The following is a 21,310-nucleotide window of genomic DNA, read 5'->3' on the forward strand; positions in this document are numbered from 1 at the left end:
GTATCCTCGGCGGTCCGTCAGAACAGTAAATAGCGGAATGCCCACCATGTCAGACCTGAAAACCGCCGCTCTCGAATATCACGCTCAACCTCGTCCGGGGAAACTGAGCGTCGAGCTCTCCAAGCCCACCGCCACCGCCCGCGATCTCGCCCTGGCCTACAGCCCAGGCGTTGCAGAACCGGTACGTGAAATTGGCCGTGATCCTGAGCTGGCCTACAAATACACCGGCAAGGGCAACCTGGTCGCAGTGATTTCCGATGGCACCGCCATCCTCGGTCTGGGTGACCTCGGCCCACTGGCTTCCAAGCCGGTCATGGAAGGCAAGGGCGTTCTGTTCAAGCGTTTCGCCGGTATCGACGTCTTCGACATCGAAGTCGAGTCGGAAAGCCCACAAGCTTTCATCGACACCGTTCGCCGCATCTCGATCACCTTCGGTGGCATCAACCTCGAAGACATCAAGGCACCTGAGTGCTTCGAAATCGAACGCACCCTGATCGAGCAGTGCGACATTCCGGTCTTCCACGATGACCAGCACGGTACCGCGATCGTTACCGCGGCCGGCATGATCAACGCCCTGGAAATCGCCGGCAAGAAGCTCGAAGACGCGAAGATCGTCTGCCTGGGCGCCGGTGCTGCCGCGATCTCCTGCATGAAGCTGCTGGTCAGCATGGGTGCCAAGGTCGAGAACATCTTCATGATCGACCGCAGCGGCGTGATCCACGCTGGCCGCGACGACCTGAACCAGTACAAGGCCCAGTTCGCCCACGCCACCGACAAGCGCACCCTGGCTGATGCCCTGAACGGTGCTGACGTGTTCGTTGGCCTGTCCGGCCCGAACCTGCTGAGCCCGGAAGGCCTGAAGTCGATGGCGGCCAACCCGATCGTGTTCGCCTGCTCGAACCCAGACCCGGAAATCTCGCCAGAGCTGGCTCACGCCACCCGCAGCGACGTGATCATGGCCACCGGTCGTTCCGACTACCCGAACCAGGTCAACAACGTACTGGGCTTCCCGTTCATCTTCCGTGGTGCCCTGGACGTTCGCGCCAAGCGCATCAACGAAGAGATGAAAATCGCCGCCGCTATCGCCCTGAAAGACCTGGCCAAGCTGCCGGTACCGAAGGAAGTCTGCGAAGCCTATGGCGTTGAAGGCCTGGAATTCGGCCGTGAGTACATCATTCCGAAGCCGCTGGACGCTCGCCTGATCACCGTCGTTTCCGATGCCGTGGCCAAGGCTGCCATCGAATCCGGCGTGGCCACCCTGCCGTATCCGAAGCACTACCCGCTCAAGAGCGTGGATGAAGTGTTCAACGGCTGATTGAAGCCCTGGTGACACAAAAAAGCCCCGGCTCGCAAGAGTCGGGGCTTTTTGTTTGCCTGTCGATCAGCTGATCAGAACAGATCCATCGGCGCCGCTTCATCCGCCGGCAGCGGGCTGCCTGGTGCCGCGCCATTGCCCAGCTCATCCACCGACGGTGGCGAATCTTCGGCCTTGAACAGCTCGAAGTAAGCATTTGGCGTGCTTGGCGAGGCAGCGCGGCCGCTGACGGGATCTACTCGCAGGCTAAGAATGCCTTCAGGCTCGGCAGGTGCGTGAGCCGGCTTGTCCTTCAGCGCCGCACCCATGAAGCTCATCCAGATCGGCAGCGCCGCAGTGCCGCCGTATTCGCGGCGCCCCAGGGTTTCCGGCTGATCGAAACCGACCCAGACCGTAGTGACGTAATCCGCGTTGTACCCGGAGAACCAGGCATCCTTGGACTCGTTGGTGGTGCCGGTCTTGCCCGCCAGGTCGGTGCGGCCCAGGGCCAGCGCCCGGCGCCCGGTGCCGCGCTTGATCACGTCCTGCAGCATGCTGGTGAGGATGTAGGTGGTGCGGCCATCGATGATCTGCTCGGCGAAGACCGGGGCCTGCGGCGCGGGCGCTATCTGGCCAAGGGCGGAGGGTGCCTCGCCCGGCATTGCCGCCGTGCTGATCGGCTGCTCCGGCGCGGCCAGGCCTGCCTGGTCTTCGGCGCCTTGCGGCACGCGTGCCGGGTTGGCGGTGAACAGCGTCTCGCCGCTGCGGCTCTCGATACGGTCGATCAGGTACGGGTTGATCTTGTAACCGCCGTTGGCGAACGTGCTCCAGCCGGTGGCGATCTCCATCGGTGTCAGCGTCGCGGTACCCAGCGCCAGCGACAGGTTGCGCGGCAGGTCCTGCTTGTTGAAGCCGAACTTGGCGATGTAATCGATGGTGCGACCTACGCCCATGGCTTGCAGCAGGCGGATAGAGACCAGGTTGCGCGACTTGTACAGCGCTTCGCGCATGCGGATCGGGCCGAGGAAGGTGTTGGTGTCGTTCTTCGGTCGCCACTCTTTGTCCAGGTACTCGTCGACGAACACGATCGGCGCGTCGTTGACCAGGCTGGAGGCGGTATAGCCGCTGTCCAGTGCAGCGCTGTAGATGAACGGCTTGAAGCTAGAGCCTGGCTGGCGCTTGGCCTGCATGGCGCGGTTGTAATTGCTCTGTTCGAACGAGAAACCACCGACCAGTGCGCGGATTGCGCCATTGTACGGGTCCAGGGTGACCAGCGCGCTTTGTGCGCCAGGTACCTGGCTGAACTTGAGCGTGCCGTCGTCCAGGCGTTGCAGGCGTACCAGGTCGCCAACTTGGGCCACGTCTGCCGGCGATTGCGGTGCGCGGCCCTGGGCGTTGGTGTTGATGAATGGGCGTGCCCATTTCATGGTGTCCCAGGCGACGGCTTCTTCCTTGCCGCCACGGGTCAGTACTTTCAGGCCAGTCTTCTCGACGTGGGTAACGATGGCCGGTTCAAGCCCACCCAGCGTGCGCTGCTTGTTCAGCTCCTGCAGCCAGGCCGCTTGGGTCTTGCCCGGGAAGCGTGCCGCCGGGCCGCGATAGCCGTGGCGCTCGTCATAGTCGGACAGGCCGTTGAGTACCGCCTTGTTGGCCATTTCCTGCATGTCGCTCGGTACGGTGGTGGTGACGCGGAAGCCTTCGGTGTAGGCCTCGCTGCCATAGCGGCCGACCATTTCGGCGCGGGCCATCTCGGCGATGTATGGCGCGTTCACTTCAGGCGCAGGCACGTGGTAGCTGGCGTTGAGCGGCTCGGCCCGGGCGGCCTGGTAACTCGCTTCGTCGATCTTGCCGAGCTTGTACATGCGGCCGAGGATCCAGTCGCGGCGCTCTTTCGCGCGCACCGGGTTGGCCAGCGGGTTGAAGCGCGACGGTGCCTTGGGTAGGCCGGCGATCATCGCCATCTGCGCCAGGCTCACGTCACGAATCGACTTGCCGTAGTACACCTGCGCAGCGGCATCGATGCCGTAGGCGCGGTTACCCAGGTAGATCTTGTTCACGTACAGCTCAAGGATCTCGTCCTTGGTCAGCTCACGTTCGATCTGCAGGGCCAGCAGGATTTCGTTGGTTTTTCGCGAAAAGCTGCGTTCGCTGGTGAGGAAGAAGTTCTTCGCCACCTGCATGGTGATGGTACTGCCGCCGGTCTGGATATGACCGGTTTTCACCAGCTGGGTCGCGGCGCGCATCAGGCTGCTCGGATCGACCCCGTAGTGGTTGAGGAAATTGTCGTCCTCGGCTGACAGAAGCGCCTGAATGAATTGTGGGGGAATTTCCGCGAATCGGATCGGAGAGCGGCGCATCTCGCCGAACTCGGCAATGAGCTTGCCATCGCTGCTGTACACCCTCAGGGGTATCTGCAACTGGATGCTTCTGAGCGAATCGACCGACGGCAGGTTGGGGCTAAGATACAGAAACGCACCGCTCACACCGAGTACGAGCGCGCAGATGACTGCGACGAAAGACCACCAGAAGAACTTCAGCAGGCGTATCAAGGCTTTTGGGTGTCCAGTGTTGAGGGGTGAGTTGCGCACGGAGCCGGCGGACGAAAAAACGCTGGGCATTATAAGCATTTTTCGCCCTGCCGGGTGACCGGCCGGGCGGCCCGCCGCACCGCCTGGCTGTCAGGGGATGGTGCGGGTACGGGTTTACGGTTGCCACAAGGAAGTCGCGATGCTTGGACGCATGGGCAAGGATGCCGGTTCACTGCTGGGGGTGGAAATTGCCTCCGATTCCATACGAATGCTGCAACTGCGGCGGCGCAAAGGGCGCTACGAGCGGGTTGCCTGGGCGCTTGAGCGATTCGAGCCAATTGCTTCTGGAGACTGGTGGCAGTCTCCAGATCGGGTCGTCCAGGCGCTACGCAGCGCTTATCGGCACTGCGGCAGCCGCCAGCGCCGGGTCGCAGTGGCGGTGCCGGCCTCGCAGGTGATCTGCAAAGTGTGTCAGTGGCCGAACGATCAGCCTGAAAAAGAGATGGAAACGCAACTGCTGGCGGATGCCGATCAATTGTTTCCGTTCCCGTTGGAAGACTTGGTCATGGACTTCCAGGTGCTGGGGGCCTCAGAAGGCTCCGTCGGCGCTCAGGACATATTGGTGGCGGCCAGTCGGCAGTCCGTTCTGCAGCCCATCGAGGCATTGTTCGATGACGCAGGGCTGCAACTGGTGGCCGTGGAGGTCGATAGCATCGCCTTGCGACGACTCATGCCACAACCTCATGCAGGCAGCTCGGCGCTACTGCGGATGGAGCCCGACAGTGCGACCTTGCATTACTGGTCGCAGGCAGTGCTGCCCCAACGGCGCGAAGTGCCACTGGAGCGGGTGGATGGGTCGTTGGTCGATGGCCTGCAGCTGGATGAGCTGATTGTTGCGAGTACGCCCTGCGAACAAAGCTCACTGCAAGTGCTGAGTGAACGCTTGAGCGTAGCGTGCCGGCCTTTGCCCTCTGTGGATGGCCTCGAATGTCACGATAGCGGTATGACGTTGGCATGCGCCCTGGCGCTGGGGGAGCTTCTCTGATGCTGCGCGTAAATCTGCTGCCGTGGCGCGAGCAGCAACGCCTGGCTGTACTGCGGCGCTTGCGTTTCAAGGTGATTGGCGGTGTGTTCATGGCGCTTTGTGTGGTGCTGGTGATGGACCAATTGGCGCGGCAACGGGCGCAGCGGCAGGCGATGGCCAACAACAGCCAACAAGTGGCCGTCGATCGGTTGGATGCGCAGTTGGCGAAGCTGGAAAGTACCAGGCAGACGCTTGAGTCGGTGCGAGCTGAAGCTGACACCTTGGCCGCTTTGCACGCCGATCGAGCCCTGTTGACGACGCTGTTCACCGACCTTGAGCGGTCGCTGCCCGAAGGTGTTCAGGTGGTCGACCTGAAAGTCGAGGGCGCACGGCTGCAGATTGTCGGGCTCGCCGTTTCCGCCGCCGTGCTGGCGCAGTTCATGCGTGACCTTGGGCGCTCAGGCGTGTTGCTTGATCTGGAGCTCAAACGGATGAAGAGCTTGCCTGCCGGGGATGAATTTTTACTGCTGGCGCGCATGTCGGCGGCCTGGTCGTGAACCTGCTTTTCCGCCTGGATTGGCAGGCTTACGTCGTTCGTTCGCGCTTCTTGCGCAATGCCCTGCCTTTACTGGCGGCTTGCCTGGTACTTGCACTGGGCTGCCTGATTCGCTGGCCGGAATGGCGGCAGTTGCAGCAGGTGGAGCAGGCGAGGCACAGGGCGTTGAGCGAGCAGCAACAGACCAGATCCGCCCAGGTGCTGGCACACGAGGGCACCCAGGAGGCTCTGGGTCAAGCCACACAATACCTGCAGGAAAGCCGCTGGCGCCTGGCCGCAGGCGGTGATCTCAGCGACTTGCTCGACCAGTTGTCGGCCTCGGGGCATGCGCACGGGCTGCACTTCGAGCAACTTGATGTGCTGGATGAACTCAAGCAGTCAGGTATCCGGCAAACCCCTCTGGATGTGCAAGTGGTTGGTCGATATACGACGCTGCGCATGTGGCTGGACGAATGGCTTGGCCAGCTTCGCCTGCTGCGTGCCGGCGATCTGCAGATAACCAACGCTATAGACAGGCCGGGCTTGCTGCGTTTGCGCCTGAGGGTGAATACCTTTCAGGCTGACGGGCCTGTGCCGGAGCCAGCCTCACTGGCCTTGCTGCCTGCCCGAGACGAAGTTTTGCCGCCCGCGGTCGATCCATTTTCAACCCGTTCTGGCCGCACTGTCCGCGAAGGGCTGGCCAAGGTTCCACTGGCGCAGCTGGACATGGTTGGTAGTTTGTCGCGCGGCTTGGCGTTCGAAGCACTGCTGTCATATGCCGGGCGCTTGTACCGTGTGCGTGTAGGTGATCGGTTGGGGCGCGATGAGGGCGTGGTGGTACATGTCGACGAGCAGCAGGTCGAGGTGCTTGAACGGCTGTTCGTGGGCGGTAGTTGGCGCGAACGCAGGGTGACACTGACGCTCAGGAAGGGCGTGGACAGGGAGGTCAAGGAGGACGATGAAAGGGTTGATGAAGTGGTTGATGGTGACGATGTTGCCGATGCCGTTGCTGGCGGCAACGCCCTACCGAGGTGAGCCGATTTCGCTGAACTTCCAGGATGTCGAAGTGCGCTCGGTGCTACAGGTACTGGCCGATTACGCGGGCATCAACCTGGTTGCCAGCGACACGGTACAGGGCAACGTGACGCTGCGCCTGCAGGACGTTCCCTGGGACCAGGCCCTGGAACTGGTATTGCGCAGTAAAGGGTTGGCCCGGCGGGAAGAGGGCAATGTGCTACTGGTGGCCCCGGCAGCGGAGTTGGCCGAGCAATCCCTGGGCGCGTGGCTAGGGCAGGAGCTGGATGCCCAGGCGCAGCCTTTGCGTCGCGAGTTGCTGCCGATCCACCACGCCGAAGCCTCCGAGCTTGCCGAGTTGTTGCTGGCAACACTGGCCGACGATGGCATCCTGACGGGGCGCGGCAGTCTCAGTGTCGACACGCGCACCAACACCTTGGTGGCGCATCAGCCTGAGGATCGTCTGGTCGCGTTGCGTCAGTTGGTCGCGCAATTGGACGTGCCGGTGCGACAGGTGGCGATCGAAGCGCGAATCGTCGAGGCCAATGTCGACTACGAAAAAAGCCTTGGCGTGCGTTGGGGGCGGGGGCTTTATGGCGAGGCGCCGCAATTGGGCAAGGACGTATTCATCGACCTGGGCGTGGAGCGGGCCGGCTCCAGCATAGGCCTGGGGGTGTTGCGCGGTGGTGTGCTGCTGGATCTGGAACTCAGTGCCATGGAAAAGACCGGCAATGGGGAAATCATCTCCCAGCCCAAGGTAGTCACTGCCGACAAGGAAACTGCGCGGATACTCAAGGGCACCGAGGTGCCCTACCAGGAAACCACAAGAAGTGGCGCTACGTCGGTGGCATTTCGCGAGGCGTCGCTGTCGTTGGAGGTCACCCCGCAGATCACGCCCGACGGCAAAGTCATCATGACGGTCAAGGTAACCAAGGATGAGCCCGACTTCGTCAACGCCTTGAACGATGTGCCGCCGATCCGCAAGAACGAGGTCAACGCCAAGGTTCGGGTAGCCGATGGCGAGACCATCGTCATAGGGGGCGTGTACTCGACCACGCAAAACAATGTGGTCGACAAGGTGCCATTTTTCGGCGATCTGCCGTATGTTGGGCGGCTGTTTCGACGCGATGCATTACAAGAGAAAAAATCCGAGCTGCTGGTCTTCCTGACTCCGCGTATCATGAGTGACCAGGCGATTGCTGTGAGTCGTTGATTCTGTGCGAAATTTGATACTTGTTGGGCCTATGGGCGCTGGAAAAAGCACCATCGGGCGCCTGTTGGCCAAAGAGTTGCGCCTGCTGTTCAAAGATTCCGACAAGGAAATCGAACTGCGAACGGGCGCCAACATCCCGTGGATCTTCGATAAGGAAGGCGAGCCGGGCTTTCGTGACCGTGAGGAGGCGATGATCGCCGAGCTCTGCGAGCTCGATGGCGTGGTCGTGGCCACCGGTGGCGGCGCGGTGATGCGCGAGGCCAACCGCAGGGCGCTGCACAAGGGCGGCCGGGTGATCTACCTGCATGCCTCGGTTGAACAGCAGGTCGGGCGTACCGCGCGCGATCGCAACCGGCCGTTGCTGCGTACCGCCAATCCGGAGGCGACGTTGCGCAACCTGCTGGAAACACGTGACCCGCTCTATCGCGAGATCGCCGACCTGGTGGTGGAAACCGACGAACGGCCGCCGCGCATGGTAGTGCTCGATATTCTCGAACGCTTGCAGCAGTTGCCGCCCCGCTAAGCCGGGACTATTCTCGGCCAGCGCCGAGGCGAGGTTCAACGTTACCGCGTGGGTCGATCAGCCGGCGCCGCGCCCTAGTACATTGTGGGGATACATGCAGACACTAAAGGTCGACCTGGGCGAGCGTAGCTACCCGATCTACATTGGCGAAGGCCTGCTGGACCAGCCGGAACTGCTGGCGCCGCATATTGCCGGCCGGCAGGTCGCCATCGTTTCCAACGAGACCGTCGCGCCCCTGTATCTCGAACGCCTGAGCAAGACCCTCGGTGCCTACTCGGTGCTGCCGGTGATCCTGCCGGACGGCGAAGCCTACAAGAACTGGGAAACGCTGCAGTTGATCTTCGACGGCCTGCTCAGCGCCCGGCATGACCGCCGTACCACCGTGGTGGCCCTCGGTGGCGGTGTTATCGGCGACATGGCCGGTTTTGCCGCAGCCTGCTACCAGCGGGGTGTCGACTTCATCCAGGTGCCGACCACGCTGCTGTCCCAGGTGGATTCATCGGTCGGTGGCAAGACCGGCATCAACCACCCGCTGGGCAAGAACATGGTCGGTGCCTTCTATCAGCCCAACGCGGTGCTGATCGACACCACCAGCCTCAAGACACTGCCCGATCGCGAACTGTCTGCTGGCCTGGCCGAAGTGATCAAATATGGCCTGATCTGCGACAAGCCCTTCCTCGGTTGGCTCGAAGACAATATCAAGGCGCTGCGTGCCCTGGAGCCTGCAGCGTTGACCGAGGCGATCCGCCGTTCGTGCGCAGCCAAGGCTGCCGTGGTTGGCGCCGATGAGCGTGAGTCCGGCGTGCGCGCCACGCTGAACCTGGGGCATACCTTCGGGCATGCCATCGAAACCCATATGGGCTACGGTGTCTGGTTGCACGGCGAAGCCGTGGCAGCGGGCACGGTAATGGCCCTGGAAATGTCCATGCGCCTGAGCTGGATCGACCAGTCCGAGCGTGATCGCGCAATCCGCCTGCTGCAGGATGCAGGTTTGCCGGTGGTGCCACCACAGGAAATGACCCCGGCGCATTTCATGGAGCATATGGCGGTCGATAAGAAGGTGATCGATGGGCGCCTGCGCCTGGTGCTGCTGCGCCAGATGGGCGAAGCCGTGGTCACCGACGACTATCCGAAAGAGATTCTTCAGGCCACGTTGTCGGCGGATTACCGCGCGATCGTGGCCCAGCTTTGAGGTTGTGACAGCGCAATGACCAGTTTGCATGCCGATGAGGCGTTTCTCGACCACTACCAGTTGAGCCACGATCCGTTCGCGCCGCGAGTGCCCGGCTTCAAGTTCTTCCCCGCCCAGCGCAAGCCTGTGCTCGGCCAGTTGCATCACCTGGCGCGCTACAGCCAGCTGATGCTGGTGGTCACGGGGCCTGTAGGCAGTGGCAAGACACTGCTGCGCCAGGCCCTGGTGGCCAGCACCAACAAACAGTCGGTGCAAAGCACTGTGGTTTCGGCCCGCGGCGCCAGCGATGCCGCCAGTGTGCTGGGCCAGGTGGCCCAGTCGCTGGAAGTGGCCCAGCCTGAAGTGCAGGCGATTCTATCCAAGGTGGTGCAGCTTGCCCTGACCGGGCAGGAAGTCTACTTGCTGGTGGACGATGCGGAACAACTTGACGAGTCGGCACTCCAAGCGTTGCTGGAGCTGGCGGCAGGTGTCCCGGAAGGGCGCCCGCACGTGTTCCTGTTCGGCGAACCGTCACTGATCGCAGGGTTGGACGAGATTCAGGTCGAGGAAGAACGCTTCCACGTCATCGAACTTGCCCCCTACAGCGAGGAAGAGACCCGCGAGTACCTGGAACAGCGCCTGGAGGGCGCCGGCCGGGGCATCGAGGTGTTCACCCGTGAGCAGCTCGTCGATATCCATGAAAACTCCGACGGTTGGCCTGGCAACATCAACCAGGTCGCCCGCGATACCTTGATCGAAGCCATGATCGCCAGCCGTACCACGGCCAAGCGACCAACCATGGGGTTCAAAATGCCTAAGAAACACGTGCTCGCGCTGTCTGCTGTGGTTGTGGTGGCAGTTGCTGCCGCAGTGCTCATGCCGAAGAAAGGCGACAAGGCGCCGACTGACGCGCCAGCCGCCCAGGCGCAGTTGCCGCTGGGCGATGGTAAGTCGAAAGACCCGTCCATCGAATTCTCTGGCTCGTCGCAGCCGATGCCACTGCCCCTGGTTGGCCAGTCGCAGCCGGTGATGCGTGAGCCACTGGCTCAGGCGGCTGGCATGGGCGAGGGTGAGGAAGGCAGCCCGGCAGGCGACACCGCACTGCAGCCTGGCAACCCACCGACCGTGACCACCGTCGCGCCACCGCAAGGTGCGACGGCTGGCCCTGCGCCGAGCATGGCGCAAGCCACCACCAACACTGCCCCAGCCCAGCCGGTAGCGCCTGCCCAGAAGCCGGTCGCAACCCAGCCGGCCAAGCCGGTTGCACCTGCCAAGCCGACCCCTGCGCCGACCCAGGTGGCCACGGCCAAGCCCGCCGCCAAACCGGCTGAAAAACCGGCCGCTGGCGGCAGTGCCGGTGGCTGGTACTCGGGCCAGAAACCTGGCAATTATGTCGTACAAATCCTCGGCACCAGCTCCGAAGCGTCGGCCCAGGCCTTCGTCAAGGCGCAGGGTGGCGACTATCGCTACTTCAAGAAAAACCTGCAGGGCAAGCCGCTGTACGTGGTCACTTACGGCAGTTTCGCCAACCGTGACGCAGCGGTTGCGGCAATCAAGAACTTGCCAGCGAAGGTCCAGGCTGGTAAACCTTGGCCACGTACCGTCGCCAGCGTCCAACAAGAGCTGGCCACGGCTCGCTGATTACCTTCCGGGCGGCACCACCCCGCTGCCCAGTTGCTGAGCGAACACTGACTTTCGTCTAGCCTGCTGCGCCCGAGCGCGGCAGGCTTTTCTGTCCCAGGCTGCCGGCCACAAGCCCACCTTGCAGTCATGGCTGAAACGCTTCAGACTCGAGCCAAGCCGCTATCACGGCGCATGGCGCAAAAACATTCAAAATTGCGACATAAATTTTCAATGGTGAGACATGAAAATTTGTGGGTATCGCTGTCGCTGTGCAACAATGGTTTTCCATGGCCACCGCAAAAAAGCTGGCATTTGATCGGCGTGGATGGTAAGTGGTTGTTAAAAAAGAGATTTGCCTCCGGTTGAGAGGTGAACCTGGTGAGAAAGTGTCTATGAAAACAGGTCTGTACCATCCCGAAGAATTCAAGGACAACTGTGGTTTTGGCCTGATCGCCCATATGACGGGCGAACCGAGCCACCACCTTCTGCAAACCGCCATGCAGGCATTGACTTGCATGACCCACCGCGGCGGCATCAACGCCGACGGCAAGACCGGTGACGGTTGCGGCCTGCTCATGCAGAAGCCTGATCAATTCCTGCGTGCCATGGCTCAGGAACACTTCGCCGTCGAGCTGCCCAAGCAGTACGCCGTCGGCATGGTGTTCTTCAACCAGGACCCGGTGAAAGCAGAAGCCGCTCGCGCCAACATGGACCGCGAAATCCTGGCTGCCGGCCTGAACCTGGTTGGCTGGCGCAAAGTGCCGATTGACACCAGCGTGCTCGGTCGCCTGGCCCTGGAGCGCCTGCCGCAGATCGAACAGGTGTTCATTGGCGGTGAAGGCCTGAGCGATCAGGAATTCGCCATCAAGCTGTTCAGTGCCCGTCGCCGCTCGTCCGTGGCCAACGCCCACGACGCCGACCATTACATCTGCAGCTTCTCGCACAAGACCATCATCTACAAAGGCCTGATGATGCCGCGCGATCTCGCGGCGTTCTATCCGGACCTGGATGACGAGCGCCTGCAAACCGCGATCTGCGTGTTCCACCAGCGCTTCTCCACCAACACCCTGCCGAAATGGCCGCTGGCGCAGCCGTTCCGCTTCCTCGCCCACAACGGCGAGATCAACACCATCACCGGCAACCGCAACTGGGCCATGGCCCGTCGCACCAAGTTCGCCAATGACCAGATCCCCGACCTCGAAGAGCTCGGCCCGCTGGTCAACCGCGTCGGGTCCGACTCATCGAGCATGGACAACATGCTGGAGCTGATGGTCACCGGCGGCATCGACCTGTTCCGTGGCGTGCGCATGCTGGTACCGCCAGCCTGGCAGAACGTCGAAACCATGGATGCCGACCTGCGCGCCTTCTACGAATACAACTCCATGCACATGGAGCCCTGGGACGGCCCGGCCGGTATCGTCATGACCGAAGGCCGCCACGCGGTGTGCCTGCTCGACCGTAACGGCCTGCGCCCGGCGCGCTGGGTGACCACCACCAACGGCTATATCACCATCGCCTCGGAAATCGGCGTATGGGGCTACAAGCCTGAAGAAGTTCTTGCCAAAGGCCGTGTCGGCCCGGGCCAGATCCTCGCCGTCGACACCGAAACCGGTCATATCCTCGACACCGATGCCATCGACAACCGCCTGAAGTCGCGCCACCCGTACAAGCGCTGGCTGCGTCAGCACGCCCTGCGTATCCAGGCGACGCTGACCGACGACCAGGGCGCTGCCAGCTACGACAGCGACCAGCTCAAGCAATACATGAAGATGTTCCAGGTCACCTTCGAGGAGCGTGACCAGGTGCTGCGCCCCCTCGGCGAGCAGGGCCAGGAAGCGGTCGGCTCGATGGGTGACGACACGCCGATGGCCGTGCTCTCGCAGCGCGTGCGTTCGCCATACGACTTCTTCCGTCAGCAGTTCGCTCAGGTCACCAACCCGCCGATCGACCCGCTGCGCGAAGCGATCGTCATGTCCCTGGAAATCTGCCTGGGCGCCGAGCGCAACATCTTCCAGGAATCCCCTGAGCACGCCTCGCGGGTGATCCTCAGCTCGCCAGTCATCTCGCCCGCCAAGTGGCGTTCGCTGATGAACCTGGAACGCGAAGGCTTCGACCGCCAGCTGATCGACCTCAACTACGAGGAAAGCATCGGCCTGGAAGCTGCCATTCGCAACATCGCCGACCAGGCCGAAGAAGCGGTACGTGCAGGCAAGACCCAGCTGGTACTCAGCGACCGCTATATCGCGCCGGGCAAGCTGCCGGTACACGCCTCGTTCGCCGTCGGCGCGGTGCACCACCGCCTGACCGAGAAGGGCCTGCGTTGCGACAGCAACATCCTTGTCGAAACCGCCACTGCGCGCGACCCGCACCACTTCGCAGTGCTGCTGGGCTTCGGCGCCTCGGCCGTGTACCCGTACCTGGCCTATGAAGTGCTGGCCGACCTGATCCGCACAGGCGAAGTGCTGGGCGACCTGGACGAAGTCTTCAAGTACTACCGCAAAGGCATCTCCAAAGGCCTGTTGAAGATCCTCTCGAAGATGGGCATCTCCACCGTTGCCTCGTACCGTGGTGCCCAGCTGTTCGAAGCCGTGGGCCTGGCCGAGGAAGTGGTTGGCCTGAGCTTCAAAGGCGTGTCCAGCCGCATCAAGGGCGCACGCTTCGTCGACCTCGAAGGCGACCAGAAGCTGCTCGCCGCCGAGGCCTGGAGCGCGCGCAAGCCGATCCAGCAAGGTGGCCTGCTGAAGTTCGTCCACGGTGGCGAATACCACGCCTACAACCCGGATGTGGTCAACACCCTGCAGGCTGCCGTGCAGCAGGGCGACTACGCCAAGTTCAAGGAATACACCACGCTGGTCGACCAGCGCCCGGTGTCGATGATCCGCGACCTGCTGAAAGTGAAAGTGGCCGACGAGGCGCTGCCGCTGGAGCAGATCGAGCCGCTGGAGGCCATTCTCAAGCGCTTCGACTCCGCCGGTATCTCGCTGGGTGCACTGTCTCCAGAGGCTCACGAAGCCCTGGCCGAGGCGATGAACCGCCTGGGCGCGCGCTCCAACTCCGGTGAGGGTGGTGAAGACCCATCACGCTACGGCACCGTCCGCAGCTCGAAGATCAAGCAGGTGGCCACGGGCCGCTTTGGCGTCACCCCGGAATACCTGGTCAACGCCGAAGTGCTGCAGATCAAGGTGGCCCAGGGCGCCAAGCCCGGCGAAGGTGGCCAGCTGCCAGGCGGCAAGGTCAACGGCCTGATCGCCAAGCTGCGCTATGCGGTGCCAGGCGTGACCCTGATCTCGCCACCGCCGCACCACGACATCTACTCGATCGAAGACCTGGCCCAGCTGATCTACGATCTCAAGCAGGTCAATCCGCAGGCCCTGGTATCGGTCAAGCTGGTGGCAGAAGCCGGCGTAGGCACCATCGCCGCTGGCGTGGCCAAGGCCTATGCCGACCTGATCACCATCTCCGGTTACGACGGTGGCACCGGCGCTTCGCCGCTGACCTCGATCAAGTACGCTGGCGCGCCGTGGGAACTGGGTCTGGCCGAAACCCACCAGACCCTGCGGGGCAACGACCTGCGCGGCAAGGTCCGGGTACAGACCGACGGCGGCCTGAAAACCGGCCTGGACGTGATCAAGGCGGCCATCCTCGGCGCCGAAAGCTTCGGCTTCGGCACCGCGCCGATGATCGCCCTGGGCTGCAAGTACCTGCGCATCTGCCACCTGAACAACTGCGCCACTGGCGTAGCCACGCAGAACGACAAGCTGCGCAAGGACCACTACATCGGCACCGTCGATATGGTGATCAACTTCTTCACCTTCGTCGCTGAAGAAACCCGCGAGTGGCTGGCCAAGCTGGGCGTACGCAGCCTGGGCGAGCTGATCGGCCGTACCGACCTGCTCGACATGCTGCCGGGTGACACCGAGCGCCAGCAGTACCTCGACCTGTCGCCGCTGCTGGGCAGCTCGCACATCCCGGCGGACAAGCCGCAGTTCTGCGAAGTGGACAAGAACCCGCCGTTCGACAAGGGCGAGCTGGCCGAGAAAATGGTCGAAATGGCCCTGCCGGCCATCCGCGACCAGGCCGGTGGCGAGTTCAGCCTCGACATCTGCAACTGCGACCGTTCCATCGGTGCGCGTATCTCTGGCGAAATCGCCAAGCTGTACGGCAACCAGGGCATGGCTGCCAAGCCGGTTACCTTCCGCTTCAAGGGTACCGCTGGCCAAAGCTTCGGCGTGTGGAACGCCGGTGGCCTGAACCTGCACCTGGAAGGCGACGCCAACGACTACGTCGGCAAAGGCATGACCGGTGGCAAGGTCACCATCGTGCCGCCTGCCGGCAGCCCCTTCGAAACCCAGCACAGCGCCATCGTCGGCAACACCTGCCTGTATGGCGCCACCGGCGGCAAGCTGTTCGCCGCCGGCACCGCGGGCGAACGCTTCGCTGTGCGTAACTCCGGCGCCCACGCTGTTGTCGAGGGTACTGGCGATCACTGCTGTGAATACATGACCGGTGGCTTTGTCTGCGTCCTGGGCAAGACCGGTTACAACTTCGGTTCTGGCATGACTGGCGGCTTCGCCTATGTGCTCGACATGGACAACAGCTTCGTCGACAAGCTCAACCACGAACTGGTGGAAATCCAGCGGATCAGTGGTGAAGCGATGGAAGCCTACCGCAGCCACCTGGCGCGGGTCCTTGGCGAATACGTGGAAGAGACCGGCAGCGAGTGGGGGCGTGAGCTCTCGGAGAACCTGGACGACTACGTGCGGCGCTTCTGGCTGGTCAAGCCGAAGGCGGCCAACCTCAAGCAACTGCTGTCCAGCACCCGTGCCAACCCGCAGTAAAAACAGCTGCAAGTGACGGGCCCCGTACGCGGGGGCCGTCGTGCTCAAGTGATCGTCTTGCAGCTTGCAGCCTGAGGCTGGCAACTGCGGTAAAGAGGTTTAGAAAAATGGCTGAACGTCTGAGTAACGACTTCCAGTTCATCGAAGTGGGCCGCAAGGACCCGAAGAAAAAGCTGCTGCGCCAGCGCAAGAAAGAGTTCGTGGAAATCTACGAACCGTTCAAGCCTGCCCAGTCCGTGGAACAGGCGCACCGCTGCCTGGGCTGCGGTAACCCATATTGCGAGTGGAAGTGCCCGGTACACAACTTCATCCCCAACTGGTTGAAGCTGGTCTCCGAAGGCAACATCCTGGCCGCCGCCGAGCTGTCGCACCAGACCAATACCCTGCCGGAAGTGTGCGGCCGCGTGTGCCCGCAGGACCGTCTGTGCGAGGGTGCCTGCACCCTGAACGACGGCTTTGGCGCGGTGACCATCGGCTCGGTGGAGAAGTACATCACCGACACCGCGTTCGCCATGGGCTGGCGCCCGGACATGTCCAAGGTCAAACCGACCGGCAAGCGCGTCGCCATCATTGGCGCAGGCCCGGCGGGCCTGGGCTGCGCCGACGTCCTGGTGCGTGCCGGCGTGACCCCGGTGGTGTTCGACAAGAACCCCGAGATCGGTGGCCTGCTGACCTTCGGCATCCCCGAGTTCAAGCTGGAAAAGACCGTGCTGAGCAACCGCCGCGAAGTCTTCACCGGCATGGGCATCGAGTTCCGCCTGAACACCGAGGTGGGCACCGACATCACCATGGAACAGCTGCTCGCCGAGTACGACGCGGTGTTCATGGGCATGGGCACCTACACCTACATGAAGGGCGGTTTCCCAGGCGAGGACCTGCCGGGCGTGCATGACGCGCTGGACTTCCTGATCGCCAACGTCAATCGCAACCTGGGCTTCGAGAAGTCGCCGGAAGATTTCGTCGACATGCAGGGCAAGAAGGTCGTGGTGCTGGGCGGTGGCGACACCGCGATGGACTGCAACCGCACATCGATCCGCCAGGGCGCCAAGGCCGTGACCTGTGCCTATCGCCGTGACGAAGCGAACATGCCGGGCTCGCGCAAAGAGGTGAAGAACGCCAAGGAAGAAGGCGTGAAGTTCCTCTACAACCGCCAGCCGATCGCCATTGTCGGTGAAGACAAAGTCGAGGGCGTGAAGGTGGTCGAGACCCGTCTCGGCGAGCCGGACGCCCGTGGCCGCCGCAGCCCCGAGCCGATCCCGGGCTCCGAAGAGATCCTGCCGGCCGACGCCGTGGTGATCGCCTTCGGCTTCCGCCCAAGCCCAGCGCCGTGGTTCGAGCAGCATGGTATCCAGATGGACAGCCAGGGCCGCGTGGTGGCACCGGAGCAAGGCAAGTTCAAGCACCAGACCAGCAACCCGAAGATCTTCGCCGGTGGCGACATGGTGCGCGGTTCGGACCTGGTGGTGACTGCCATCTTTGAAGGCCGCACGGCTGCTGAAGGTATTCTGGATTACCTCGAAGTCTGAACCATTGTATTCGCGGGGCAAGCCGGATCGCCCCGCGAAGCTTTTTGTATACAAAATCGCTTGATCTACGGCACCCAATAGACAAAACGCATGGTATCGACCGTGCCTTTTGCGCTGGCGTCTGAGAAAATGCCCGCACTTTTTTGCTGGATGCCGACATGACTGCCCTGAAGAACGATCGTTTCCTGCGTGCATTGCTCAAGCAACCCGTGGACGTCACCCCGGTGTGGATGATGCGCCAAGCTGGCCGCTACCTGCCGGAATACCGTGCCAGCCGCGCCAAGGCCGGCGACTTCATGAGTCTGTGCATGAACCCGCAGTTCGCCTGCGAGGTCACGATGCAGCCGCTGGACCGCTACCCGCTGGACGCGGCGATTCTGTTCTCCGACATCCTCACCATCCCTGACGCCATGGGCCTTGGCCTGTACTTCGAAACCGGCGAAGGCCCGCGTTTCAAGAAAGTCATCAGCACCCTGGCCGACATCGAAGCCCTGCCGATCCCTGATCCGCAAAAAGACCTCGGCTACGTCATGGACGCGGTCAGCACCATCCGCCGCGAACTCAACGGCCGTGTGCCGCTGATCGGCTTCTCCGGTAGCCCGTGGACCCTGGCAACCTACATGGTCGAAGGCGGCTCGTCGAAAGACTTCCGCAAGACCAAGGCGATGGCCTACGACAACCCGCAAGCCCTGCACTTGCTGCTGGACAAGCTGGCCCAGTCGGTCACCAGCTACCTCAACGGCCAGATCCTGGCCGGCGCCCAGGCCGTGCAGATCTTCGACACCTGGGGTGGCAACCTGTCGGCGGCCGCGTACCAGGAGTTCTCCCTGGCCTACATGCGCAAGATCGTCAGCGGCCTGATCCGCGAGCACGAGGGCCGCAAGGTGCCGGTGATCCTGTTCACCAAGAACGGCGGCCTGTGGCTGGAGAGCATCGCCGAGGCCGGTGCCGACGCCCTGGGCCTGGACTGGACCTGCGAAATTGGTGATGCCCGCCGCCGGGTCGGCGACAAGGTGGCACTGCAGGGCAACATGGACCCGACCGTGCTCTACGCCAAGCCCGAGGCCATCCGCCAGGAAGTGGCGCGTATTCTGGCGAGCTACGGCAAAGGCACCGGCCACGTGTTCAACCTCGGCCATGGCATCACCCCGGAAGTCGACCCGGAACATGCCGGCGTGTTCATCAATGCCGTGCACGAGCTGTCGGCGCAGTATCACCAGTGATGTGATGCAGCAAACAGGAAACCGGCCTCAGGGCCGGTTTTTGGTTGGATTAAGTTTGAATTCAGCGATCGTCGTTAATCTGGTCCCATCGAAACCGGAACAGGACCCGATCCTCATGAAAACTCGTTATCTCGCATTGATCCTTGCCCCTTTCATCAGCACCGCTGCCCTGGCTGCTGGCTATACCGGGCCGGGTGCCCAGTCGGTCACCACAGTCGCCGCCGCCAATGATGCAGCCGATGACACCCCGGTGGTACTCCAGGGGTATGTGATCAAGAAGATCAACAACGACGACAAGTACGAATTCAAAGACAACACCGGCACCATTACTGTCGAGATCGACGATGAAGACCTGCCACCGACGCCGTTCAACGACAAGACCAAGGTCAAGCTGACCGGTGAGGTGGAGAAGCACCTGATGAGCCGTGAGGTGGATGTGGATATCGTCGAGATTGTGAACTGATCCCGAGGCCTCTTCGCGGCTGAAGCCGCTCCCACAGGAATTAGCAGCAGTGCAATACCTGTGGGAGCGGCTTCAGCCGCGAAGGCTTCACACCGATTTCGGCGCCAGCTTGCTCAAGTGCAACGCCACCAGCAACGCCACCGCCAGCAGGCTGCCAATGAACAGCCCGATCCCATTCCACCCCCATTCATGCCAGAACACCCCGCCCGCCGTCCCCGCCACACTCGACCCCGCGTAATAGCAGAACAGGTAAAGCGAAGAAGCCTGCCCCTTGGCCTTCAAGGCCCGGCGGCCAATCCAGCTGCTGGCCACCGAATGCGCGCCGAAGAAACCGAAGGTGAACACCAGCATGCCGAGAATCACCAGCACCAGTGGCGCGGCCAGGGTCATCAACAGGCCGGCCGCCATGACCACGATACTGGCCCAGAACACCCGGCGGCGTCCCAGCTTGTCGGCCAGTGCACCGACTTGCGCCGAGCTGTAGATACCCGACAGGTAAACCACCGACAGCAAGCCGACCAGCGCCTGGTTCATGTGGTACGGCTCGGCCAGCAAACGGTAGCCGATGTAATTGAACAGGGTGACGAAGGCGCCCATCAGCAGGAAGGCTTCGAGGAACAACCACGGCAGGCCGGCATCCTTGAAATGCATGACGAAGCCGTCCAGCAGATTGCGCGGGTTCATCGACTGCGTGCGGAAATTGCGCGATTCGGGCAACACCTTCCAGAACACAAGGGCTGCGATCAGCGCCAGGCCGCCGATGGTCAACATCGCCGTGTGCCAGCTGACGAAGTCGATCAGCACCCCTGTAATCAGCCGCCCGCTCATGCCGCCGATGGCGTTGCCGCCAATGTACAAACCCATGGCCAGACCAATGTGCTGCGGGTGGATTTCTTCGCTCAGGTAAGTCATCGCCACCGCCGCCAGGCCGCTCAGCGACAGGCCGACCAACGCCCGGGTGGCGAGCACGCCTTCCCAGGTCGGCATTACTGCGCTGACCATGGTCGACAAGGCGGCGCAGACCAGCGCGAAGACCATCACCGGCTTGCGTCCGATGCGGTCGGAAATCGGCCCGGTGATCAGCAGGCCGAACGCCAGCATGGCAGTCGACACCGACAGCACCAGGCTGCTCTGCGCGGCGTTGATCGAGAACTCCTGCGACAGCAGCGGCATCATGGGTTGCACGCAATACAGCAGGGCGAAGGTGGCGAAGCCGCCGCTGAACAGGGCCAGCACGGTTTTCATGAAGGCCGGCGTGCCTTTTTCGATCCAGATGTCGTTCAGCGGGGCAGGTTCGGGGTCGACGGGGAGGGGCGATACAGCAGTTTTCACGGGTGGGTACCTCTGGCGCAATGAAAAAAGCATATAGCTGGCTAATGATTAGATCCAATATATTGTTCGACCTATTTAAGACGTTCTACGACCTGTTCTGGAGCCTGACATGGAACTGCGCCACCTGCGGTATTTCATCGCCGTTGCCGAAGAGCTGCACTTTGGCCGCGCGGCCCAGCAGCTGGGCATCTCTCAGCCACCCCTGAGCCAGCAGATCCAGGCCTTGGAGCAGGAGCTGGGTGCGCGCCTGTTCGAACGTACCAATCGTCGGGTCGAACTCAGTGAGGCCGGGCGGTTGTTTCTGGAAGAGGCTCGCCAGGTGCTGGCGCAGGTGGAGAAGGCCGCCGACGTGGCGCGCCGTGCGCAATTGGGCGAGCTGGGCGAGATGAAAATCGGTTTTACCTCCTCGGCGCCGTTCACTTCGAAAATCCCCAAGGCGATTCATGCGTTTCGCCAGCGCTTCCCGGCCGTGCACCTGAACCTCAAGGAGATGAGCAGCCGCGATGTCGCCGAGGGCGTGGTCGACGAGTCCATCGAAGTCGGGCTGATGCGGCCGATGCCGCTGCCGGACGGCCTGGTGGCCACCGAACTGTTCCGCGAACCGCTGGTGGCGGTGATCAATGCGTCGCACCCGCTGGCCGAGGGCACCGAGCACGGTGTGCACATGGCCGCGCTGGCCCATGAGCCGTTCGTGTTCTTCCCGCGCAGCTACGGTAGTGGACTGTATGCGCAGTTGCTGGGGCTGGCGCGGCAGGCCGGGTTCAGCCCGCATTTCGCCCAGGAGGCGGGCGAGGCCATGACCATCATCGGGCTGGTGTCGGCGGGGTTGGGGGTTTCGGTGTTGCCGGCCTCGTTCCAACGCATGCGCATCGAGGGCGTGGTCTACCGCACCTTGCTGGATGAAGGCGCCACATCGGCGGTGTGGCTGGTGCAGCGCGAGCGGGGCAGCTCAGCGATGGCCAAGGCCTTCGCCGAGCTGCTGACCGGGTTGATGACGGGCTGA

The 21,310-nt window shown here is 62.6% G+C and carries 15 protein-coding genes; 13 read left to right on the plus strand and 2 right to left on the minus strand.

Annotated features, from left to right (window positions below; all coding sequences use genetic code 11):
• Positions 1-46 precede the first annotated feature (46 nt).
• Positions 47-1,315 carry a malic enzyme-like NAD(P)-binding protein gene (locus ACIQUF_RS18065; RefSeq protein ID WP_400796322.1) on the plus strand — a complete coding sequence of 423 codons (1,269 nt, stop codon included), beginning with the start codon at positions 47-49 and terminating at the stop codon, positions 1,313-1,315.
• Between the two features lie 74 nt (positions 1,316-1,389).
• On the opposite strand, the gene ACIQUF_RS18070 is transcribed toward ACIQUF_RS18065, so the two are convergent.
• Entirely contained in the window at positions 1,390-3,840 is a 2,451-nt protein-coding gene (locus ACIQUF_RS18070; protein WP_403134453.1) for a penicillin-binding protein 1A, read from the minus strand.
• 181 nt (positions 3,841-4,021) lie between these two features.
• Here ACIQUF_RS18070 and pilM point away from each other — a divergent pair, with 181 nt between their 5' ends.
• The 11 genes from pilM (at position 4,022) to ACIQUF_RS18125 (ending at position 18,975) form a co-directional block, all read left to right on the plus strand.
• Positions 4,022-4,867: a type IV pilus biogenesis protein PilM gene (gene pilM / locus ACIQUF_RS18075; RefSeq protein WP_403133850.1), complete on the plus strand. Its 846-nt coding sequence runs from the start codon at positions 4,022-4,024 to the stop codon at positions 4,865-4,867.
• The gene (locus ACIQUF_RS18080; RefSeq protein ID WP_403133852.1) at positions 4,867-5,403 is read left to right on the plus strand and encodes a PilN domain-containing protein; all 537 of its coding nucleotides are present in this window, start codon (positions 4,867-4,869) and stop codon (positions 5,401-5,403) included. The genes pilM and ACIQUF_RS18080 overlap by 1 nt, the downstream gene beginning before the upstream one ends.
• Positions 5,400-6,416 (plus strand): pilus assembly protein PilP, encoded by a 1,017-nt coding sequence (locus ACIQUF_RS18085; RefSeq protein WP_403133854.1) that lies wholly within the window; start codon positions 5,400-5,402, stop codon positions 6,414-6,416. Before ACIQUF_RS18080 ends, ACIQUF_RS18085 begins: the two co-directional genes overlap by 4 nt.
• A complete protein-coding gene (locus ACIQUF_RS18090; RefSeq protein ID WP_403133856.1) occupies positions 6,340-7,608 on the plus strand; it encodes a type IV pilus secretin PilQ in 1,269 nt (422 codons plus the stop codon). The genes ACIQUF_RS18085 and ACIQUF_RS18090 overlap by 77 nt, the downstream gene beginning before the upstream one ends.
• A 4-nt stretch (positions 7,609-7,612) precedes the next feature.
• The gene (gene aroK, locus ACIQUF_RS18095; protein WP_403133859.1) at positions 7,613-8,131 is read left to right on the plus strand and encodes a shikimate kinase AroK; all 519 of its coding nucleotides are present in this window, start codon (positions 7,613-7,615) and stop codon (positions 8,129-8,131) included.
• A gap of 94 nt (positions 8,132-8,225) precedes the next feature.
• Positions 8,226-9,323 (plus strand): 3-dehydroquinate synthase, encoded by a 1,098-nt coding sequence (aroB, locus tag ACIQUF_RS18100; RefSeq protein ID WP_403133861.1) that lies wholly within the window; start codon positions 8,226-8,228, stop codon positions 9,321-9,323.
• 15 nt (positions 9,324-9,338) lie between these two features.
• Positions 9,339-10,943, plus strand: coding sequence for an AAA family ATPase (locus ACIQUF_RS18105; protein WP_403133864.1), 1,605 nt, complete (start codon positions 9,339-9,341; stop codon positions 10,941-10,943).
• A 374-nt stretch (positions 10,944-11,317) separates the two neighbouring features.
• Positions 11,318-15,763, plus strand: a complete 4,446-nt coding sequence (gene gltB / locus ACIQUF_RS18110; RefSeq protein ID WP_403133866.1) for a glutamate synthase large subunit — start codon at positions 11,318-11,320, stop codon at positions 15,761-15,763.
• Positions 15,764-15,870: 107 nt separating this feature from the next.
• Positions 15,871-17,289, plus strand: coding sequence for an FAD-dependent oxidoreductase (locus tag ACIQUF_RS18115; protein ID WP_400796351.1), 1,419 nt, complete (start codon positions 15,871-15,873; stop codon positions 17,287-17,289).
• A 158-nt stretch (positions 17,290-17,447) separates the two neighbouring features.
• Positions 17,448-18,512, plus strand: coding sequence for a uroporphyrinogen decarboxylase (gene hemE / locus ACIQUF_RS18120; RefSeq protein ID WP_403133869.1), 1,065 nt, complete (start codon positions 17,448-17,450; stop codon positions 18,510-18,512).
• A gap of 115 nt (positions 18,513-18,627) precedes the next feature.
• On the plus strand, positions 18,628-18,975 hold the full coding sequence (locus ACIQUF_RS18125; protein WP_403133872.1) for a YgiW/YdeI family stress tolerance OB fold protein: 348 nt from the start codon (positions 18,628-18,630) through the stop codon (positions 18,973-18,975).
• 87 nt (positions 18,976-19,062) lie between these two features.
• Here the strand turns inward: ACIQUF_RS18125 and ACIQUF_RS18130 are convergent, their stop codons facing one another.
• A complete protein-coding gene (locus tag ACIQUF_RS18130) occupies positions 19,063-20,220 on the minus strand; it encodes an MFS transporter (protein WP_403134456.1) in 1,158 nt (385 codons plus the stop codon).
• A 196-nt stretch (positions 20,221-20,416) separates the two neighbouring features.
• On the opposite strand from ACIQUF_RS18130, the gene ACIQUF_RS18135 reads away from it, so the two are divergent.
• On the plus strand, positions 20,417-21,310 hold the full coding sequence (locus tag ACIQUF_RS18135; protein ID WP_403133874.1) for a LysR substrate-binding domain-containing protein: 894 nt from the start codon (positions 20,417-20,419) through the stop codon (positions 21,308-21,310).

This window comes from Pseudomonas sp. NPDC090233, assembly GCF_044772285.1.
Lineage (GTDB): Bacteria > Pseudomonadota > Gammaproteobacteria > Pseudomonadales > Pseudomonadaceae > Aquipseudomonas.

Bases quoted from the DNA above. Each gene is read 5' to 3' on its own strand.
- ACIQUF_RS18065 (WP_400796322.1), top strand. From the start codon at position 47: ATGTCAGACCTGAAAACCGCCGCTCTCGAATATCACGCTCAACCTCGT.
- pilM (WP_403133850.1), top strand. From the start codon at position 4,022: ATGCTTGGACGCATGGGCAAGGATGCCGGTTCACTGCTGGGGGTGGAA.
- ACIQUF_RS18080 (WP_403133852.1), top strand. From the start codon at position 4,867: ATGCTGCGCGTAAATCTGCTGCCGTGGCGCGAGCAGCAACGCCTGGCT.
- ACIQUF_RS18090 (WP_403133856.1), top strand. From the start codon at position 6,340: ATGAAAGGGTTGATGAAGTGGTTGATGGTGACGATGTTGCCGATGCCG.
- aroB (WP_403133861.1), top strand. From the start codon at position 8,226: ATGCAGACACTAAAGGTCGACCTGGGCGAGCGTAGCTACCCGATCTAC.
- ACIQUF_RS18105 (WP_403133864.1), top strand. From the start codon at position 9,339: ATGACCAGTTTGCATGCCGATGAGGCGTTTCTCGACCACTACCAGTTG.
- gltB (WP_403133866.1), top strand. From the start codon at position 11,318: ATGAAAACAGGTCTGTACCATCCCGAAGAATTCAAGGACAACTGTGGT.
- ACIQUF_RS18115 (WP_400796351.1), top strand. From the start codon at position 15,871: ATGGCTGAACGTCTGAGTAACGACTTCCAGTTCATCGAAGTGGGCCGC.
- hemE (WP_403133869.1), top strand. From the start codon at position 17,448: ATGACTGCCCTGAAGAACGATCGTTTCCTGCGTGCATTGCTCAAGCAA.
- ACIQUF_RS18125 (WP_403133872.1), top strand. From the start codon at position 18,628: ATGAAAACTCGTTATCTCGCATTGATCCTTGCCCCTTTCATCAGCACC.
- ACIQUF_RS18130 (WP_403134456.1), bottom strand. From the start codon at position 20,220: ATGAAAACCGTGCTGGCCCTGTTCAGCGGCGGCTTCGCCACCTTCGCC.
- ACIQUF_RS18135 (WP_403133874.1), top strand. From the start codon at position 20,417: ATGGAACTGCGCCACCTGCGGTATTTCATCGCCGTTGCCGAAGAGCTG.